The following is an 18,125-nucleotide window of genomic DNA, read 5'->3' as shown; positions in this document are numbered from 1 at the left end:
ATTGTCACATTTGCTGTGAAATCAATCACTTCATTTTCTGTGTTATAGTAGACGTAACAGTAAATTAAAACAGGGTGAGGCTAATGCAGTTAACGATATATACGGACTATACATTACGGGTGCTCATGTATTTAGGTGCAAAACCTGAAGGCAGCCGTTCCAATATAAAGGAAATCGCCGAGTTTTATAACATTTCCAGCAACCACCTTGGCAAAGTGGTGTATGAGATGGGAAAACTCGGTCTCATTGAAACAGTCAGAGGGAGGAACGGGGGCATTACTCTCGCAAAAGATCCGGCCGACATTATTATCGGAAAAGTTGTCCGGCATACTGAGAACCCGATCAACCTTGTGGAATGTTTCGACGCGGAAAAAAACGCGTGCCGGATTAGCTCAGCATGCAGGCTGAAGGGAATTTTGAACGAGGCGCTCAATGCGTATTTAAAGGTGCTCGATTCATATACGCTGAGGGATGTGCTTGTAAACAAAGATGTGCTTTACGGGCTGATTGATAACTGATTATTTTACTAAAAAGGGACCGTAACCAAAGAGAGCGGACTAGTAGACGGAAAGGAGGAAGAGGAGATGGGGCTGGAACAGCTGTACGAAGAAATCATATCCTGTGAAAAATGCACGAGACTGAGAGATTGGTGTATATCACAGGAAGGGACAAAAAAAGAATATAAAGACGATTCGTACTGGTCTCTGCCATTACCAGGCTTCGGCGACCCAGAGGCAAGGGTTCTTATTACCGGGCTCGCCCCAGCAGCACATGGCGGAAACAGGACCGGCCGGGTATTTACAGGTGACACCTCCGGTCAGTATTTATTTGCTGCGCTATACCGGCACGGTTTTTCAAACCAGGAACGCTCCTTTTCAAAAGACGATTCACTCGAGCTGAACGATGTTTTTATTACGAATGTTGTTAAATGCGCTCCTCCGAAAAACAAGCCTGATGCTTCGGAGTTTTCCGCCTGCAGCGGCTTCCTGGAAAAAGAGATTCAAGCAATGGAAAACCTGGAAGTGATCCTTGCTTTTGGGGGACAGGCTTTCGAGAGGACGAAGAGAGTGTTGCGGAAAATGGGCGCGGATGTATCGGCGGCTAAATTCGGCCACGGGGTAAAATTTGAATTTGGTGCAGGATTCCCGGTACTGATGGGCTCCTATCATACTTCTCAGTATAATATAAATACGAGGCGGATTACGCCGGAAATGCTTGATGATGTTTTTGAAAAAGTGAAGCATGTAATAGATAAATAGATGAAGAGGAAGACCTGGATGCTTAGCATTCAGGTCTTTTTCACAGTGCAAACAGCTACGCTATCAGAGAAACCACACTGAAGCAATAAGTAAACACACCCCAGCTGTTAAAATAATACTCTTCATCACATAATAGTGGGTGATACTGACGAAGAAGCCGATGATCAGAAAAAACACTAACACGATGAGGCTGTCAGCTCCCCCCGAGCCCCCTGCAGAGCTAAAACCATCAGCAGTGTACTTCTCATGGTCTTCCCGACTATAGACAAACCCACCACCTAAAAACGCCAGGCCCATTATGAGGATAATAATTTTTAAGACCATTGATCCTTCTCCTTTAAACACCTTTCATACTTTTTTCACCAGTTGTCTGTTTACTCTAAATTATAAGACTTGAAGATGGAAACAAATATAGGTAAAAACTCCTTCTTAATAAAAATAAATTGTATCATTTAGCTTATTATTTTTTCATGTGTTTTCCATTCTAGACCTAACAAGTTAAATACCATTAACCAGTATTTAGCTTTTTTCAGGCAAGATTATTTTAAAAAATTGAAATACAGGGAATATGACTTCTGTAAAGAGATCTGAGGAGGTATAAACATGGCTAAAAAAGTTATTGGAGTATATGAATCACAGCAGGATATCAGGCAGGCAGTTAATAGTCTCCGAGTGGAAGGCTATGCTCCCGAAGAAATCGCTCTTGTTGCGAAAGATACGGAGGACAAGGCATGGCTTAGAAACCAGAGCGGAGTAAGCGAAGAAAACACGGTTCAGCATCCAGGAGATAATAGGGATAACGAAGAGGAAGAGTCTTTTTGGGATAAAGTAAAATCCGCTTTTACGCCGGATAATAACAAAGATAAAGATAATGAAACGAAAGATTTTGCAGGCCAGTTTAAAGATTTTGGATTATCGGTATCAGAAGCAAGAGAATACGAACGTGATGTATTAAACGGAAAAGTGGTCGTCCTTGCTGATACGGTAAAACGAGACGCTGCAAAAAAAGAAAACTCCAAAGAGTCTTTAGCGGAAAGGACTTCTATTGTAGGCGGAGAAGTCAAACCGGAAGATGAACTAGTAAAAGGTGAAAAGGCGCCTAAAAATGAGGACAAGAAGCATCTGTTTTAAAAAAATCAGGTAATAGCAGACAAAAGGGAGGTTTTCTTCAATGGCATATAGTGTAACTGGTGTTTTTTCTTCAGAGCAGGAAGTTAGAGAAGAAGTTGAAAAGCTCAGAAGCAGAGGCTATCAGCCGAATGAAATATATCTTGTAACGAGTGACCATAGAGAAAATGCATGGCTGAGACAGGAAGCGACGGTAGAAGAAGGTACAACACGTGATACGGATACAGGGGAAGGGTCTTTTTGGAAAAAGGTGAAAGATTTCTTTAAAGATAATGAAAGCAACAGCAATAACTCCAAAGGGTATGAAGACCGTCTCAAAAATCTCGGGTTAACGGACTCTGCAGCGAAAGAATATGGACAAGCAGCAGAAAGCGGAAAAATTGTTGTACTTGTACCTGAAGAAGGAAATGCAACTGGAGAAGGGAACATTACAGAAGGTAAATCCGCCGCAGCTCTGACTGATGAAGATTTGTCGAAAGGGTCAGCTTCCACAACAGTCGGGAGCCAGCCACCTCACTCGAAAGAGTCTAACCCTATAGGAGGTTCCCTGGAGCCGGAAAGGGACCAGGTAGCTGCAGAACGGGATGACAATAAAGAGAATGAGGAACGGAAACGGGAAGAGGGATCAAGAAGTGAGGACAAAGGCGATCAGCGGAGGAAAGACGAAGATATCTCCAATCCGTTTTTTTATAAAGATGATAACCGCAAAATTTGAGAAAGTCAGGGCTGAGGCCCTGGCTTTTAAAATTGGTATTCTTCAAGCAGTTCTCGTACTTTAGCTGTGATTTTTTCTATGCATTCTTCCCTCGTTTTTGCAAAAATTCGTTCTCCATTAATAAGAGCATATGGGCGTATACGGCAAAGACCACACAGGTTGAGGCATTCATAGGGCATTACTGCTACTTCTGGATATTCGCTGAATACTTCTTCAAGCTCTTCCGCTGAGAGCAGATTATAGTCACAGACTTCTATTATTATGAACCCCATGTAAATCACTCTTTCCTGATAAAATCCATTTTTAGTTAGTGTTCCTGGAATAGCAGTTCATAATAAGGGTGTTACTTAATCCGTTATTTTATCCTCTGGTAAGAAGGATTTTTGAGAAAAGGGGGCTTTACTCCCTTAATTTGAGGAGCGTGGAGCGATATTGTTTGTACATTTAATATGTGTGTTTTAATATTGCACGATAACCTTCCTACAGGCTCTATACTCGGGACAAATTATATTGACAATTAATGTACAGGAGTGGACAGAAATTAAATATATTATACTTTTAGCAATTATATTTTTACTGGGCGGCTGCGGCAATGAGCCTTCCCAGGAAGTGATGATCGAAAACTTGAACATGCCAGCCGGGTTGGAAAAATTGCAAAATGATTATGAGAGTGGTGAGTTCAGGAGCAGATTATTTGAATATGAACGGCAATTTTCCCAGAATTCCTATCATGGAGATATAGATTCTGACAGACAGGAAGAATATAAGGAAGGGGAGGTAAATGTACTTGTATCCGCGTCTCATTCCACAGCTTATGTCAGAGAAGGAGAGGTTCTCCCGGCAGATGTGTATACTGGTGCAATTGCTCACCTTCTTCAAGATTATGCAAACGTTCATATAATTTTTTCCACGCAGCAGGGCGAGGATGGAAATTATGTATACGGAGGAAGCTATAAAGAGACGATTGGGGAGATAATTGGGAAACTTGAAATTGATTTAGTAATCGACCTCCATGGGGCAGTACGGGACCGGAATTTTGACGTTGATATAGGCACTGGCGGTGGAATGACAGTAAGGGATGAATGGGTGGTTCTTCTTAAATCTGCACTGGCCGATAACGGAATTCATTCAGTGTATGAAAACCACACATTCGCTGCGACGCATGAAGGGACGGTAACTAATTATACTTATGAGAATTTTAATACAGAAGCATTACAGCTGGAAATTAACCGGAATTTACGGGATCCGACAGAGGACCTGGAAGGCTTTTATCAACTTGTGAAATCGCTCCTTATATTTGTGGAAAATGTGGAAGTGGAAGAAGATTAACGGGCTCATCAATAAGAAGGGCGATTTCGCAAGAAGAACCTTCGTTTTCGCAAGTAGGAAGGCGGATTTCGCAAGAAGGACCTTCAATATCGCAAGCAGGAAGGCCGTTTTCGCAAGAAGAATCTGCAATTTCGCAAGTTGACGGGAAGGACTCATGAATTAACCCATTAATATCTTAATAGCAACATACTATTTCACCCTATTTTTATTGAAGTTATTAAAAAAGATCCTCTCTGAGCACAAAATCGGCGTTTCATTGAAAATGCTGTTATCATAATACAAGATTTCAATTAAGAAAGGATAATTAACGATGGCTAATATACAAATTCCTGTTTCCGTCCTGAATCTTGCGCCTGTCCGGAAAGGCCAGGATGCAAAAGGTGCAGTAGATTCAATGGTCCGACTGGCTCAGGATGCAGAGAAGATGGGTTACACACGTTACTGGATTGCTGAACACCATAACACACCAACGCTTGTTAGTTCAGCTACTTCCATATTAATTAAACATACACTGGAACATACTGATTCGATCCGGGTCGGCTCCGGGGGCATCATGCTGCCGAACCACGCTCCACTTGTTGTTGCGGAGCAGTTCGGCACAATGGCTACAATTTATCCTGACCGGCTGGATTTAGGTCTTGGACGTGCGCCTGGCACAGATATGCTGACAGCGAGCGCACTGAGACGAACATCTAAAAATGATTCGGTCTACGCTTTCCCTGACGACGTACAGGAGCTGCTGAAATATTTCGGCCCTGCGGATGTGCAGGACTATGTGAAGGCTCACCCAGGACTAGGAACTAATATTCCGGTTTATATTCTTGGATCGTCCACTGATTCAGCATACCTTGCAGCAAAATTAGGACTGCCTTATGTATTTGCGTCCCACTTTGCGCCAAGATATATGGAAGAGGCGATCGCCATTTACCGAAGCCGATTCCAGCCATCTGAGTATCTTGATAAACCTTACATGATGGTCTGCCTGAACGTTATTGCTGCGGAAACAGATGAAGAAGCAGCAAGGGAAGAGACTACAATGCAGCAATTTTTCCTCAACGTAGTCAGAGGAACACAGCAGCCGCTGAGTCCTCCTGTGGATGATATGGACGAGCTTTGGAACCCTCATGAAAAAGAAGCTGCTCTGTCGATGTCCAGTGTTACCCTTCTTGGAAGCAAAGATTCAGTAAGGGAACAGCTTACCCGCTTCCAGGAAAAATATAATGTAGATGAAATAATGGCCGTTTCTTATATTTACGGTGAAGATAAGCAAAAACGGTCCTATGAAATCTTTAAAGAAGTAGTGGATGGTAAATAAACAGGCAGATATCTATTGCTGGTGATGAAGGAGCTGATTCTCCTGGGAAATAAAATTATTCTTAGTAACAGAACAATTGAGACAGAAAATTATAAGCAGACAAAGACTGACAACGGACTGTTACAAGTCACGCTGGATTTTAAAGTAAGCCACGAAGATTATCACGAGATCACCACGTTGCTGTATAAGGGGGTCTTCGATGTGGAAGTTCCTGATAAAGGACTTTCTTTTAAAGGGAAGATAGCTAATTACTCTACCTCTGTAACGAACTTATACGAAAAAGGAAACGTGGGAAGTTTTCACTTAAGTCTGATTGAAGAACAATAATTAAAAGCACAGGACCCCTTGAAGAGGGCGGCCTGTGCTTTTTTATTGGGGACGGGTTTAAATTTCTTTTGCGTATCTTTCATCTGGAATGTTAATCAGCTGGACATACAGGCTGACGTTTTCGTCTCCTGTATTTTCAAAAGACATTTCTTCTTCACCGCCGGCATAAAGAACGTCCTCTGCGGCCACTTCAAGCTTTTTACCATCTACTGTAAATTCTCCGTAACCGCTTAGAACCATTAAGTACAGGTCTGATCCAGGGTGCTTATGAGAAGGAAGCTTCTGTCCAGGCGCGAAGTTAAGAATAAAAGCAGTGCTTGCACCCTCACGGTAGATGATCCTCTTAGTAAATTTATCCTCACTGAACTGAGTAAACTCTTTTAAATTCTGTTTTTTCATTTTTTAGTCCCTCCTTATATCTGTCTTTATCATTAGTTTAAACTGTTTAAACAAAAGCGGCGGTGACTGAGGTCACCACAGGCATAATAAGTTTCAATTATTACTAAGAAAATAAGTACAAAAAGACTTACACAAGTCTTTAGTGCATTAAATCAATACACTGTTAAAAACATAAGTGCTTACTACTAGGCTGAAAAAACAGCATTTACTGTGTTGGCACAGAACTTGCATAATATTAAAATATATCAGGCGTGTCTGAATATACTGACGTGTCTGAATGTACATACGTGTCCAGTTTTATGGAAAGGACGTGATACCTGTTGCTAATCAGGATGCAGAGCAAGAACTGTTTTATTTATTAAATTTTATTCAGGGGTGATAAATATGAAAGAGCTGAAGCCCAGATACGACCTTGGAGGAGACGAATTCATCTTTGTTGAGCTTGCCCAGGAGATGAGCCTTGAAGCAAACTTTCGCGGAATCGCTATAACACAGAAACTGAGAGAAAAAAATATAGAAGGTGTGGTGGATATATGCCCGTCCAACGCTTCATATATGGTCAGAATTGATCCTGAAGTAATCCACCCACACAGAATGATCGAGGAATTAAAAGCAATTGATAATTCCATTGAAGACTTAAGCGATATTCAAATTGAGTCCCGGGCGGTTGACGTCCCAGTACTCTTCGAAGACCCCTGGACGCATGAAGCAGTAATGAGATTCAGAGATAGGCACCAGGATCCTGAATCAACTGACCTGGAATATGCTGCGAGAATTAATGGCTATGATACAAAAGAAGATTTTATAAAAGCAATCACTGATTCGCCATTTATTGTTTCCATGGTAGGTTTTGTTCCTGGACTGCCTTTCTGTTTCCAGGTAGTGCCCCGTGAACAGCAGATTGAGGTGCCAAAGTATGTTCGTCCAAGAACCTTCACCCCGGAAAGAACCTTTGGTTTCGGAGGGGCATTCTCAGTTATTTACCCTGTACAGGGTGCAGGGGGATACCAAATGTTTGGTATTGCGCCTGCTCCGGTTTTCAGCCAGGATACTCGTCTGCCGGACTTTAAAGAATCCATCGTTTTTCCAAAACAGACAGACCTGTTCAGATACCGGGCAATTACGCGGGAAGAATATGATTCCATCCGGGAAGAAGTGGAAGCAGGAACGTTTCAATATAAAACTTGTGACATTTCTTTTAAGGCGGATGAAGTCATTGAAGACCCTAAGAAATTCTCCGAAATGGTAATGAGGAGGTTGTACAATGATTAAAGTTCTGGAGCCAGGCATTGAAACAACTGTGCAGGATAAAGGAAGGGAAGGTTATTATGAAATAGGAATGCCTCCATCAGGGGCAATGGACCGTTACTCGTACTTAGCAGGAAATTTGCTTGTTGGTAATGAAGAGAATGCCTCTTCATTGGAAATAACATATATGGGTCCGAAGCTTCAGTTTGAAGAAGATGCGGTAATCGCAATTACAGGCGGAGAAATTCCGCCGAAAATTAACGATGAACCTGTACCGATGTGGACCACGTTAACAATCAAAAAAGGAGATATACTTTCCTTTGACTTTGTTAAAAGCGGAGCGAGAGTCTACCTCGCAATAGCCGGCGGAATTGATGTCCCAGTACTTCAGGGTTCCAGATCCACTTATACGCTATGCCAGATAGGCGGATTTGAAGGTAGAGCACTGAAAGCGGGAGATGAACTAAAGATCGGGGAAATGCAGGAGACTTCTGTAAAAGAAGGAACAGCTATCCCGGATGAATTCATCCCGGCTTATAAAAAATCACATGAGATAAGAGTAATAATCGGCCTTTGCAGCTACAGGCTGACAGAAGAGAGTAAACAGAGATTCTTAGATTTGGAATGGAAAGTAACACCAGAAGCAAACAGAGTAGGATACCGCTTCAAAGGAGAAAGGCTGAACTTCGTGGAAAGAGAGCAGCCGTTTGGTGCTGGAAGCAATCCTTCCAATGTTACTGACCTTGGTTACCCTATCGGTTCTATTCAGGTACCAGATGGCATTGAACCAATTGCTCTCCTGAACGATGCGGTAACAGGCGGAGGCTATGCGACTATCGCAACGGTTATCAGCACAGACCTGAGCCATATGGCGCAAATTAAAACGAATGAAACTGTTAAATTCAAGGCTGTTGACCTTGATGAAGCCCTTGAAGCGAGGAAAGAAGTCCGGAGAAAGCTGGACAAAATCAGAGAACTGACAACTGGACAAAAATAATCTAATTAATACCAACAGGAGGAATTTATCATGTCAGACAAAGCAATTATTTCCCCATTACCAGGAGTTTTTTACAGAAAGCCAAGCCCGGAGGAAGGAAATTACGTGGAAGAAGGCCAGCAAGTAGAAGCGGGAGACGTTATCGGCCTCGTTGAAGTAATGAAAAACTTCCATGAAATAAAAGCGCAGGAAAGTGGTACGGTAGAATCTTTTCTTGTGGAAAATGAAACGGTAATCGATGCCGGCCAGGAAGTTGCAAAACTTAAGTAACATTTGCATCCAGTGACAGACAGAATAAACAAGGTAGGGTGAGGTATATGGCGCTAATAAAAAAAATTTTAATAGCTAACAGAGGAGAAATTGCTCTTCGTATTATTAAAACCTGTAAGAAACTAGGGATTGAGACAGTTGCGGTATATTCTGATGCGGACCAGGATCTTCCGTTCGTACAGTCCGCTGATGAGGCGGTTAATATTGGAGAATCCCAGGCACAGAAGAGCTACCTCCACATGGAAAAGATCCTGCGGGTCGCTAAAATCAAAAATGCTGACGCAATTCATCCAGGGTACGGATTTTTATCGGAAAACCCAAATTTCCCAAAAAAATGCGAAAAAGAAGGTATCATTTTTATCGGTCCGGATGAATCGATCATTCAGGCGATGGGAAGTAAAATACATGCGAGAAATAAAATGAAAGAAGCAGGTGTTCCGGTACTTCAAGGATGCGAGGGGATTGAAGACCTTGACGAAGCAGTAAAAATGGCTGAAGAGCTCGGATATCCATTAATGCTGAAGGCAAGTGCAGGCGGCGGGGGAATGGGAATGAAGGTTCTTCAAAATAAAGAAGATCTGGAAAAAGCCTTTAACTCCACAGTGCAGCAGGCTAAAAATTTCTTTGGTGACGGATCTATTTATCTGGAGAAGTTAATCGAAAACCCCCATCATATTGAAGTGCAGCTTCTTAGTGACCATCATGGGAACTCAGTCCACTTATATGACCGTGAATGCTCGGTACAAAGAAGAAATCAGAAGGTAATTGAAGAGGGCCCGTCCCCATTCCTTAGTGAAGCTAAACGCCAGGAAATATGTGAAACAGCTGTAAAAGGTGCCGCGTCTATCGGTTATAAAAATGCAGGAACAATGGAATTTCTCGTAGACGAAAATCAAAACTATTATTTTTTAGAAATGAATACCCGTCTTCAGGTGGAGCATCCTGTTACTGAGGAAGTTACAGGCCTTGATTTAATAGAGTTGCAGATTAAAGTGGCAGCCGGCGAAAAATTACCTATTACTCAGGAAGAAGTGGAAAGAAAAGGGCATGCCATTGAATGCCGTCTTTATGCGGAAGATCCTGAGACCTTTTTCCCTTCGCCAGGCCCGCTAAATACATTTAAGTTTCCAGAAGACGATACCCGCCTTGACTTCGGTTATGAGGAAGGTGACAAAGTCTCGCCATTCTATGATCCTATGCTCGGCAAGATCATTACTTCCGGGAAAGACAGGGAAGAAGCGATCCGCAATATGGAGAATGCTTTAGAGGCTGTAACTGTTGAAGGGATTACAACGAACCTTCCATTACTGCAGGAAGTTATGAAGGACGATGATTTCATTTCAGGAAATTATACCACCAAACTGCTCCAGAATATGAACGACAGGAGGGAGAAGGTTGAAAGTTGATCTCAATTGCGATATGGGTGAAAGCTTTGGAAATTATTCTTTAGGCTTTGATGAAGAGATGATGGAATTCATCTCTTCCGCCAACATTGCGTGCGGCTACCATGCGGGGGACCCGCATGTTATGAGAAAAACGGTAGAATGGGCAAAGGCGAGCGGAACCGGGATTGGAGCCCATCCTGGTTTTCCCGACCTCATCGGATTTGGACGTCGCCATCTGAAAGTTACACCAGAGGAAGTGAAGGATTACATAACTTACCAGATGGGAGCCCTCAGAGAGTTTGCAGCTGCATCAGGCCTGACAATCCAGCACTGTAAGCCCCATGGAGCCCTCTATATGATGGCGATGGAAGATGAAAAGCTTGCACGTGCATTTCTGGAAGCAGTAGCTGAAGGTGATGATAAAATGATTGTTTTTGCTCTGAATAATTCAGCTGTTGTTCAGCAAGGGGAAGCCATGGGCGTTCCTGTAGCGAAGGAAGGCTACGCCGACAGGCAGCATACGAAAGACGGTTCCATCGTGCTAACAAGGAAAAGCGCTATGGTGGAAGATAATGAGATGGCTGCAGAAAGAGTCGTAAGGATGGTCAAAGAAGGGAAGGTAACTACTCACCAGGATAAAGAGGCTTCTATTACTGTGGATACTGTCTGCATCCACGGAGATACTCCAAACTCCCTTGACCTTGCAAAAGCCATTACTGAAGCATTAAAAAGAGAAAATATTTCTATTACTTCTGTAAAAGATGTTCTGGGAATGTAAGGGCCAAAATAGCTTCCGTAATATCATTTTTCAGAATCTGAAATAAGCCTGGCATGTTTTTCTGGCTCCAGAAAATAGTTCCATAAGTTTGTCAGAAAAAATGCATTGTTCTTAATCCTTCCCGGCTTCATCTGTTACAATTAGAAAAACATTGCCGGGGGGGTGGGTTATCATGGCTTCAAAAGAAGAACTGGAGCTGGTAAACGAAGAACTGGAAGAGATCTTTCAGGCTTCATTCGCAGAAATATTTGTAACTGACCAGAATGGCGTCGTCCTCAGGGTTAACTCTGTTTGTGAAGAAAATTATGGTCTTTCATCAGAGGAAATTATAGGAAAGCATGTGAAGGATTTAGAAAAACAGGGGATATTCTATCCTTCCGCTACCTTAAAGGTGATTGAAAAAGGGAAGCCAATAGAGATACTCCAGGAAACAGGCTTTGGACGGTTCCTTCATGTGCAGGCAAGGCCTATTATGGATAAATCCGGGAACTTAAAACGTGTTGTCAGCTATTCCCGGGATCTCACAGAGCTCAGCCAGTTGAAAAGAAAAATTGAAGAAATGGAAGATAAAATAGAAACATTTAAGAAAGAACTTCAGGAACCCATTCATGTGGAGGGATTTATCACAAAAAGCCAGAGCATGAAGAAAGTGATGGCTCTCATTCAAAAAATAGCAAAAGTGAACAGTACCGTGCTCATCCTCGGAGAAACCGGAGTGGGTAAGAGCAAATTTGCCAGGCTGATACATTCATACAGCGACAGGGAGAATAATGTTTTTAATGAAATAAACTGTGCGGCACTTCCGCCGCAGCTGATTGAATCTGAGCTGTTTGGTTATGAAGGCGGTTCCTTTACCGGGGCTTTCAGGGAAGGAAAAAAGGGCTTAATCGAGCTTTCAAATCAAGGAACGCTCTTCCTGGATGAGATCGGTGAGATTCCTTTGGAAGTTCAGGGGAAATTGTTACAGGTGCTTCAGGAAAAAAAGGTCCGTCCTGTAGGCAGCAATAAAACATTGTCAATAGATGTAAGGATTATTTCAGCCACAAATAAAAACCTGGAAGAAATGATTGAAAAAGGGAAATTCAGAAAAGATTTATTTTATCGTCTGAATGTAATTCCTGTCTATGTCCCGCCGTTAAGGGAAAGGAAAGAAGACATATTCCCGCTTGTCTATCATTTTCTCGATTATTTTAACAGTTTATATAACAGTAATGTCCGGTTTTCACCAAAGGTTCTTGATGCTTTACTTGATTACCAGTGGGACGGAAACATCAGGGAACTGGAAAATATCGTGGAACGACTTGTTGTTACAGGGGATGAGATCATTACTCTAAGAGATCTCCCATATGCCATCAGGCAGGTGAACAAGTCGTTTAAAGGGAAAAAACTGGCAGATTTAATGGCTGATTTTGAAAAATCTATTATTGAAGAAGCGTATGAGAGAAACCAGTCTTCGTATAGAGTTGCGGAAGAATTGGGAATCAGCCAGTCCGCTGCTACGAGGAAAATAAAGAAATATATACACCAGCCAGAGCTTGCTGTTATCGGTAATAATGAATTTTTGCTTAATAATGAACAGGATAGCTGAAGGCGCAATACATCAAAGAATTCTGCAACCAGTCTGTCTTGACCTGGCGGTATAAAAGCCAGTGTTAGCTAAGATATGTTTGCAGAATTTTTTTGCAATAATTATTCAGAATGTTGTGTAAAAACAGAAAAATCAAACAAAAAATTTGGGGTGAAATAATATGAAACTGGAATACTCTTTTAAATTCAGCGAACCGAGAGAAGAAGTGTGGAATTTCCTGCAGGACGAGGAAGTATTGAGAAATTCCCTTCCAGGATGTAAGAGCTTTGAAAAAGATCCTGATAAAGACGTCTATATTGCGGAAATGGGGATCAGCATCGGACCTATAAAAGGGATATTTCACGGTGAGGTGAAACAGCTGAATCAGGAACAGCCAGCATATTACAAGCTGAAAGTTCATGGGAAAGGCAAGCCGGGTGAAATTGATGCTGCTGCGGATATGTTTCTTGAAGAAGAAGAGGATGGAACAAGGGTGGACTGCAAGGCAGACGCCCAGGTAACTGGAGTACTCGCTTCTGCAGGACAGCGCGTAATGAATGGTGCGGCTAAGCTTATTCTCGGCCAGTTCTTTAAAGCAGTGGATCAGGAAATGAAGAAAACCGCGGGTAAAAATGCATAAAGCATTTTTTATATATTAATGGAGGTGGAAAATTGGGATCAAAAATGGAGATTTCAATGAAAGTGAACGGAATTGAAAAGAAGTCATACACTGAACCACGAATGCTTCTCGTACACTATCTGCGGGATGAACTGGATCTTACCGGGACACATATCGGCTGTGATACGAGCCAGTGCGGGGCTTGTACTGTGTATATTGATGGAAAGTCTGTTAAATCATGCACCACACTTGCTGTGCAGGCGGATGGTACAGAGGTGACTACTGTAGAAGGGCTGGGCGATATGGAAAAGCTGCATGCCATTCAGCGTGGTTTCTGGGAAGAGCATGGGCTCCAATGCGGATATTGTACTCCGGGAGTAATGATGGCCATGGCTGCTTTACTCAAGGAAAATCCGGACCCCTCTGAGAGCGAGATAAGAGAAGGAATGAAAGGTGCTATCTGCCGTTGTACCGGCTACCAGTTCATTGTAAAAGCAGTCCAGCACGCAGCCAGAAGTCTGGCGGAAGAAAACGAAAAGGAAAAACTTGTGCAGTCTGCAGGGGAAGGAGGGGCTAAATAATGGCGAAACTTCATGGAGCCAGAATAAAAAGGCAGGAAGATCCCCGTCTGATTACTGGTAACGGGAATTTTACAGATGATATTAAACTTCCTGGAATGGTTCATGCCAGGGTGCTTAGAAGTCCGTATGCCCATGCGAAAATACTCAGTATTGATGTTACTCAAGCGCTTGAGCATCCTGGGGTGCTGGCTGTCTATACCGGAAAGGATGTTAACCCTGTAATGCAGCCTGTACCTACTTCCTGGGTAGTCCCTGGCTGTAATATTAAGCCAAAGCCTCGTATGCCTCTCGCTGAGGAAAAAGTGCATTATGCCGGTGAAGGAGTTGCCTTTGTAGTAGCAGAGGATCGCTACATAGCAAAAGATGCCCTGGAAAAAATTAAGGTGGAATATGAAGAACTGCCCGCTGTTACCCATCAGGAAGACGCTTTGAAGGAGGGGGCGCCGATCATTCATGAGGACGTGGAGGGAAATCTGGCTTTTGACTGGCAGCCTGCAGAAATTGAGGACGAGATTTTTGAGCAGGCGGAAGTAGTTGTTAAACAACGCTTTTACGAGCAGCGGGTTGTCCCTAACCCAATGGAAACGAGAGGGGCGGTTGCACAGTATAACAGCGGCGGGGGAGAGATGACTATCTGGTGTACATCCCAGAATCCTCATATTCACCGAATGGTTTATTCTGAAGTTTTAGGCATCCCGGAATCAAAGCTTCGAATTGTAGCTCCTGATGTTGGGGGAGGATTTGGAGCAAAGATTGGTGTTTATACAGAAGAAGCTCTAGCAGGATACGCCGCTAAACACTTAAAACGTCCAGTTAAATGGATTGAGGAAAGAAGCGAACATTTTCTTGCTACCAATCATGCCCGCGATGAAGTCATCGAAGTGGAGCTGGCTGGTAACAAGGACGGCACTTTAACAGCTCTTCGAGTGGTTAATACTGCTAATATGGGGGCTTATTTGTCCACAATGGGAGCAGGTGTGCCGACTATTGACTTCGGACTTATGATAACTGGCGCTTATGATATACCTAAAGCAGCAGTAAGAACTTACGGAGTATACACCAATACCACACCAACTGATGCATACAGGGGAGCGGGAAAACCGGAAGCTACTTTCCAGATTGAAAGAGCCATTGACCTGTTTGCTCATGAAATAGGAATGGACGTACTGGAAATAAGAAGAAAGAACTTAGTGAAAAAAGAAGCGTTTCCGTACACAAATGCCATGGGACTTAACTATGACAGCGGAAACTACCAGCTCTCTCTCGAAAAGGCTCTTGAAATGGCCAACTACGAAGAACTTAGAGAAGAACAAAAACGCCTGGCTGCAGAAGGAAGGTTAATGGGAATTGGATTTTCCACCTATGTGGAGCTTTGCGGTCTGGGGCCTTCTAAAGTAGCCGGAGCAATCGGTTTCCAGGGTGGTCTGTGGGAAAATAGTACAGTCCGTGTCCACCCTTCAGGAAAAGTGGCAGTATACACAGGGGCATCTCCACATGGCCAGGGAGTTAAAACAACCTTCGCGCAGGTAGTAGGAGAGAAATTTGGAATCCCAATTGAAGATATTGAAGTATATTCCGGTGATACAGGAAGCATTGCCATGGGATGGGGAACGTACGGATCAAGGACGACCGCGGTAGGAGGCGGCGCATTAGCTATCGCGGCAGACAGAGTAGTGGATAAAGCGAAAAAAATCGCAGCTCATGAGCTTGAAACTTCTCCTGAAGATATCGAATTAAAGGACGGCGTGTTCCAGGTGAAAGGGGTTCCTGGAAGACAGCGGACATTCCAGGAAATCGCAAAATCAGCTAATATGGCATGGGATCTCCCGGAAGGAATGGAACCGGCCCTGGAAGCCCAATCTTTCTTTGATCCGGAGAACTTTGTCTATCCGTTTGGCACCCATATTTGTGTTGTGGAAGTAGATAAAGACACCGGAAAAGTAGAATTAAAGAGATACATTGCGGTCGATGATGTAGGTCGTGTAATCAACCCTACCATTGTGGAAGGACAAGTCCATGGCGGCCTGGCTCAGGGAATTGGGCAGGCACTTTGGGAAGGTACCGTATACAGTGAAAATGGCCAGCTTTTATCAGGTACATTTATGGACTACACGATGCCGCAGGCAGATTTCTTTCCTGAATTTGAAACAGCGTATACAGAAACCCCTTCTCCTGTTAATCCCTTAGGTGCAAAAGGGGTTGGAGAAACTGGTACGACCGCGTCTACTCCTGCTGTAGTGAATGCAGTTATGGATGCGTTAAGATCTTATGGAATTAAAGATTTAGAGATGCCGCTGACACCGGAGAAGGTTTGGGCGGCAATGCAGAACAGGAGGGAACTAGTATGATACCAAGTGAATTTGCGTATAAAAGAGCAAACTCCGTGGCAGAAGCGCTTCAGCTCCTAAAGGATAGCGGTGGAGAAGGCAAGCTTCTCGCCGGTGGACACAGTCTCCTGCCCTTAATGAAATTCCGTCTTACAAATCCGCAATCCTTAATTGATATCAGCAAAATCGAGGAGCTAAAGGGAGTTAAGCTGGAAGGAGGCCGTCTGGTTGTAGGAGCGATGACAACCTACGATGAGCTTGTGAAAGACGAAACGGCACAGCAGCAAATTCCTGTCCTCGTAAAAGCAGTGAGGATTATTGGCGACCAGCAGGTACGGAACCGGGGAACAATTGGCGGAAATCTTGCCCATGGTGACCCGGCTGCTGATCTGCCTGGCGCAGCTCTTGCCCTGGATGCAGAGATTGAAGTACACGGGGACCTTGGAAAGGAAACGATTGCCGCAGAAGACTTTTTTATTGCCCCTCTTGTAACTATGCTTGGAGAAAATAGTATTGTAACTTCTGTTTCTTTTGCAGTACCGTCGCCTAATTCAAGATCAGTTTATTTAAAATACGAGCATCCTGCTTCCGGGTACGCTGTTATTGGCGTATGCGCTGTGGCATCAATGGATGATTCAGGCAAGGTAGAGCATATACGAATCGGCATTAATGGGGTAAGTGATGTTCCATATCGGGCTCGTGCTGTTGAAGAAGCTTTAATGGGTGCAGAACCAACAGAAGCTCTTGTGAAAGAGGTTTCTGAAAATGCGGCTGATGACGGTGAAATTGGTTCAGATTTGTTCGCTTCAGAAAAGTACCGCAGACATTTAGCGAAGGTTTACACTGAGCGGGCCCTGAAGGAAATATTCTTCAGTTGATAGCTGAAATGTCCAGGGGTGCTGTCTCAGAAAATACAGCGCCCCTGGTTAAATTATTTACAGAGTGTTTTCGAAGGAGATGAGGGAAATTACTAACATACTGACTGAAGATACGATAGAACAGGTATTCAGAAAGCATCAGTATATAACCGACCGTTCCATCGTGACAGCGCTCCGTCTTGTACAAGGCCTTAATAAGCCTCTTCTCATAGAAGGCCCTGCTGGCGTTGGTAAAACCCAGGTAGCTAAAGTACTTGCCGAAGTACTGGAAACCCCTTTAATACGCCTCCAATGCTATGAGGGACTTGATGTACATAATGCACTGTATGAATGGAACTACCAGAAGCAGCTGCTTCATATACAGCTTACGGAAAAAACAGATGCTTCAGTTTCTGAAAGGGAACAGGAGATTTTTGGACCAGATTTTCTATTGAGGCGTCCGCTCCTTGAAGCATTATCTGCCGAAGAAGCACCGCCTGTTTTATTAATTGATGAAATTGACAGGGCTGATGAAGAATTTGAGGCATTTTTACTGGAGCTTCTGGCGGAATTTCAGATCACCATACCGGAGATTGGAACGATTCTGCCAAAGTACAAGCCATATGTCATTCTTACTTCAAACAGGACAAGGGAGCTTAGTGACGCACTAAGGCGCCGCTGTTTGTATCAATGGTTTCCCTATCCTGACATTAAGAAAGAAACAGCTATTATACAGGCTCACTTGCCTGAAATTAATGAAACAGCAGCTGAAAAAATTGCAGCCGTTATAATAAAAATCCGCTCCATGCCTCTTAATAAAGTTCCAGGGGTAGCTGAAACCCTCGACTGGGCTGAAGCACTTATGCTTATGCATAAAAATGAAATTACGGCAGAGGCGATGAAGGAGACGCTCGGCTGTCTTGCAAAAGACAGAGACGACTGGAATATTATTGAAAATCATCTGGAGGACGGCGGATTGCTCAGTGAAAAATATCTTAAAAGTGCAGGGGCTAAGGAAGCATAA

At 43.3% G+C, this 18,125-nt stretch carries 21 protein-coding genes; 18 read left to right on the top strand and 3 right to left on the bottom strand.

Going from position 1 to position 18,125, the window contains the following annotated elements:
- Positions 1 to 83: 83 nt before the first annotated feature.
- Both BK582_RS19450 and BK582_RS19445 read left to right on the top strand, forming a co-directional pair.
- Positions 84 to 518, top strand: coding sequence for an Rrf2 family transcriptional regulator (locus BK582_RS19450; RefSeq protein WP_078596632.1), 435 nt, complete (start codon positions 84 to 86; stop codon positions 516 to 518).
- A gap of 66 nt (positions 519 to 584) precedes the next feature.
- Positions 585 to 1,259, top strand: a complete 675-nt coding sequence (locus BK582_RS19445; RefSeq protein WP_078596631.1) for a uracil-DNA glycosylase — start codon at positions 585 to 587, stop codon at positions 1,257 to 1,259.
- 63 nt (positions 1,260 to 1,322) lie between these two features.
- Here the strand turns inward: BK582_RS19445 and BK582_RS19440 are convergent, their stop codons facing one another.
- The gene (locus tag BK582_RS19440; protein WP_078596630.1) at positions 1,323 to 1,583 is read right to left on the bottom strand and encodes a hypothetical protein; all 261 of its coding nucleotides are present in this window, start codon (positions 1,581 to 1,583) and stop codon (positions 1,323 to 1,325) included.
- Between the two features lie 279 nt (positions 1,584 to 1,862).
- Between BK582_RS19440 and BK582_RS19435 the strand changes: the two genes are divergently transcribed.
- Entirely contained in the window at positions 1,863 to 2,390 is a 528-nt protein-coding gene (locus BK582_RS19435) for a YflT domain-containing protein (RefSeq protein WP_078596629.1), read from the top strand.
- Positions 2,391 to 2,430: 40 nt separating this feature from the next.
- Positions 2,431 to 3,102 carry a general stress protein gene (locus BK582_RS19430; RefSeq protein WP_078596628.1) on the top strand — a complete coding sequence of 224 codons (672 nt, stop codon included), beginning with the start codon at positions 2,431 to 2,433 and terminating at the stop codon, positions 3,100 to 3,102.
- 26 nt (positions 3,103 to 3,128) lie between these two features.
- On the opposite strand, the gene BK582_RS19425 is transcribed toward BK582_RS19430, so the two are convergent.
- The gene (locus BK582_RS19425; protein ID WP_078596627.1) at positions 3,129 to 3,374 is read right to left on the bottom strand and encodes a YuzB family protein; all 246 of its coding nucleotides are present in this window, start codon (positions 3,372 to 3,374) and stop codon (positions 3,129 to 3,131) included.
- A gap of 238 nt (positions 3,375 to 3,612) precedes the next feature.
- Between BK582_RS19425 and BK582_RS19420 the strand changes: the two genes are divergently transcribed.
- From BK582_RS19420 to BK582_RS19410, 3 genes are all read left to right on the top strand, one after another.
- Positions 3,613 to 4,431, top strand: a complete 819-nt coding sequence (locus BK582_RS19420; protein WP_078596626.1) for an N-formylglutamate amidohydrolase — start codon at positions 3,613 to 3,615, stop codon at positions 4,429 to 4,431.
- A 310-nt stretch (positions 4,432 to 4,741) separates the two neighbouring features.
- Complete coding sequence (locus tag BK582_RS19415) at positions 4,742 to 5,746, top strand: LLM class flavin-dependent oxidoreductase (protein WP_078596625.1); 1,005 nt, start codon at positions 4,742 to 4,744, stop codon at positions 5,744 to 5,746.
- 24 nt (positions 5,747 to 5,770) lie between these two features.
- The gene (locus BK582_RS19410) at positions 5,771 to 6,073 is read left to right on the top strand and encodes a DUF3219 family protein (protein WP_078598146.1); all 303 of its coding nucleotides are present in this window, start codon (positions 5,771 to 5,773) and stop codon (positions 6,071 to 6,073) included.
- A 57-nt stretch (positions 6,074 to 6,130) separates the two neighbouring features.
- On the opposite strand, the gene BK582_RS19405 is transcribed toward BK582_RS19410, so the two are convergent.
- Positions 6,131 to 6,472 (bottom strand): cupin domain-containing protein, encoded by a 342-nt coding sequence (locus BK582_RS19405; RefSeq protein ID WP_078596624.1) that lies wholly within the window; start codon positions 6,470 to 6,472, stop codon positions 6,131 to 6,133.
- A gap of 384 nt (positions 6,473 to 6,856) precedes the next feature.
- Here BK582_RS19405 and BK582_RS19400 point away from each other — a divergent pair, with 384 nt between their 5' ends.
- The 11 genes from BK582_RS19400 (at position 6,857) to BK582_RS19350 (ending at position 18,125) form a co-directional block, all read left to right on the top strand.
- Entirely contained in the window at positions 6,857 to 7,744 is an 888-nt protein-coding gene (locus tag BK582_RS19400) for a 5-oxoprolinase subunit B family protein (protein ID WP_078596623.1), read from the top strand.
- Positions 7,737 to 8,717, top strand: coding sequence for a 5-oxoprolinase subunit C family protein (locus BK582_RS19395; protein WP_078596622.1), 981 nt, complete (start codon positions 7,737 to 7,739; stop codon positions 8,715 to 8,717). Before BK582_RS19400 ends, BK582_RS19395 begins: the two co-directional genes overlap by 8 nt.
- Positions 8,718 to 8,747: 30 nt before the next feature.
- Positions 8,748 to 8,987 carry an acetyl-CoA carboxylase gene (locus BK582_RS19390; protein WP_078596621.1) on the top strand — a complete coding sequence of 80 codons (240 nt, stop codon included), beginning with the start codon at positions 8,748 to 8,750 and terminating at the stop codon, positions 8,985 to 8,987.
- A gap of 47 nt (positions 8,988 to 9,034) precedes the next feature.
- Positions 9,035 to 10,393 (top strand): acetyl-CoA carboxylase biotin carboxylase subunit, encoded by a 1,359-nt coding sequence (locus BK582_RS19385; protein WP_078596620.1) that lies wholly within the window; start codon positions 9,035 to 9,037, stop codon positions 10,391 to 10,393.
- The gene (locus BK582_RS19380; protein ID WP_078596619.1) at positions 10,383 to 11,150 is read left to right on the top strand and encodes a LamB/YcsF family protein; all 768 of its coding nucleotides are present in this window, start codon (positions 10,383 to 10,385) and stop codon (positions 11,148 to 11,150) included. Before BK582_RS19385 ends, BK582_RS19380 begins: the two co-directional genes overlap by 11 nt.
- A gap of 172 nt (positions 11,151 to 11,322) precedes the next feature.
- Positions 11,323 to 12,738 carry a sigma-54 interaction domain-containing protein gene (locus tag BK582_RS19375; RefSeq protein WP_078596618.1) on the top strand — a complete coding sequence of 472 codons (1,416 nt, stop codon included), beginning with the start codon at positions 11,323 to 11,325 and terminating at the stop codon, positions 12,736 to 12,738.
- A gap of 160 nt (positions 12,739 to 12,898) precedes the next feature.
- A complete protein-coding gene (locus BK582_RS19370; protein WP_078596617.1) occupies positions 12,899 to 13,357 on the top strand; it encodes an SRPBCC family protein in 459 nt (152 codons plus the stop codon).
- 44 nt (positions 13,358 to 13,401) lie between these two features.
- Positions 13,402 to 13,917, top strand: a complete 516-nt coding sequence (locus BK582_RS19365) for a (2Fe-2S)-binding protein (protein ID WP_078598144.1) — start codon at positions 13,402 to 13,404, stop codon at positions 13,915 to 13,917.
- Positions 13,917 to 16,265 (top strand): xanthine dehydrogenase family protein molybdopterin-binding subunit, encoded by a 2,349-nt coding sequence (locus tag BK582_RS19360; protein ID WP_078596616.1) that lies wholly within the window; start codon positions 13,917 to 13,919, stop codon positions 16,263 to 16,265. Before BK582_RS19365 ends, BK582_RS19360 begins: the two co-directional genes overlap by 1 nt.
- Complete coding sequence (locus BK582_RS19355) at positions 16,262 to 17,122, top strand: FAD binding domain-containing protein (RefSeq protein ID WP_078596615.1); 861 nt, start codon at positions 16,262 to 16,264, stop codon at positions 17,120 to 17,122. The genes BK582_RS19360 and BK582_RS19355 overlap by 4 nt, the downstream gene beginning before the upstream one ends.
- A gap of 64 nt (positions 17,123 to 17,186) precedes the next feature.
- A complete protein-coding gene (locus tag BK582_RS19350; RefSeq protein ID WP_244895432.1) occupies positions 17,187 to 18,125 on the top strand; it encodes an AAA family ATPase in 939 nt (312 codons plus the stop codon).

The organism is Evansella clarkii, from assembly GCF_002019695.1.
GTDB lineage: Bacteria > Bacillota > Bacilli > Bacillales > Salisediminibacteriaceae > Evansella > Evansella clarkii.
Note: the sequence above shows the minus strand (reverse complement) of the source record. Positions and strands in the feature narration are given on the sequence as shown.

Coding starts and splice junctions, on each gene's coding strand:
- BK582_RS19450 (WP_078596632.1), top strand. CDS start 84: ATGCAGTTAACGATATATACGGACTATACATTACGGGTGCTCATGTAT.
- BK582_RS19445 (WP_078596631.1), top strand. CDS start 585: ATGGGGCTGGAACAGCTGTACGAAGAAATCATATCCTGTGAAAAATGC.
- BK582_RS19440 (WP_078596630.1), bottom strand. CDS start 1,583: ATGGTCTTAAAAATTATTATCCTCATAATGGGCCTGGCGTTTTTAGGT.
- BK582_RS19435 (WP_078596629.1), top strand. CDS start 1,863: ATGGCTAAAAAAGTTATTGGAGTATATGAATCACAGCAGGATATCAGG.
- BK582_RS19430 (WP_078596628.1), top strand. CDS start 2,431: ATGGCATATAGTGTAACTGGTGTTTTTTCTTCAGAGCAGGAAGTTAGA.
- BK582_RS19425 (WP_078596627.1), bottom strand. CDS start 3,374: ATGGGGTTCATAATAATAGAAGTCTGTGACTATAATCTGCTCTCAGCG.
- BK582_RS19415 (WP_078596625.1), top strand. CDS start 4,742: ATGGCTAATATACAAATTCCTGTTTCCGTCCTGAATCTTGCGCCTGTC.
- BK582_RS19410 (WP_078598146.1), top strand. CDS start 5,771: ATGAAGGAGCTGATTCTCCTGGGAAATAAAATTATTCTTAGTAACAGA.
- BK582_RS19405 (WP_078596624.1), bottom strand. CDS start 6,472: ATGAAAAAACAGAATTTAAAAGAGTTTACTCAGTTCAGTGAGGATAAA.
- BK582_RS19400 (WP_078596623.1), top strand. CDS start 6,857: ATGAAAGAGCTGAAGCCCAGATACGACCTTGGAGGAGACGAATTCATC.
- BK582_RS19395 (WP_078596622.1), top strand. CDS start 7,737: ATGATTAAAGTTCTGGAGCCAGGCATTGAAACAACTGTGCAGGATAAA.
- BK582_RS19390 (WP_078596621.1), top strand. CDS start 8,748: ATGTCAGACAAAGCAATTATTTCCCCATTACCAGGAGTTTTTTACAGA.
- BK582_RS19385 (WP_078596620.1), top strand. CDS start 9,035: ATGGCGCTAATAAAAAAAATTTTAATAGCTAACAGAGGAGAAATTGCT.
- BK582_RS19375 (WP_078596618.1), top strand. CDS start 11,323: ATGGCTTCAAAAGAAGAACTGGAGCTGGTAAACGAAGAACTGGAAGAG.
- BK582_RS19370 (WP_078596617.1), top strand. CDS start 12,899: ATGAAACTGGAATACTCTTTTAAATTCAGCGAACCGAGAGAAGAAGTG.
- BK582_RS19365 (WP_078598144.1), top strand. CDS start 13,402: ATGGAGATTTCAATGAAAGTGAACGGAATTGAAAAGAAGTCATACACT.
- BK582_RS19360 (WP_078596616.1), top strand. CDS start 13,917: ATGGCGAAACTTCATGGAGCCAGAATAAAAAGGCAGGAAGATCCCCGT.
- BK582_RS19355 (WP_078596615.1), top strand. CDS start 16,262: ATGATACCAAGTGAATTTGCGTATAAAAGAGCAAACTCCGTGGCAGAA.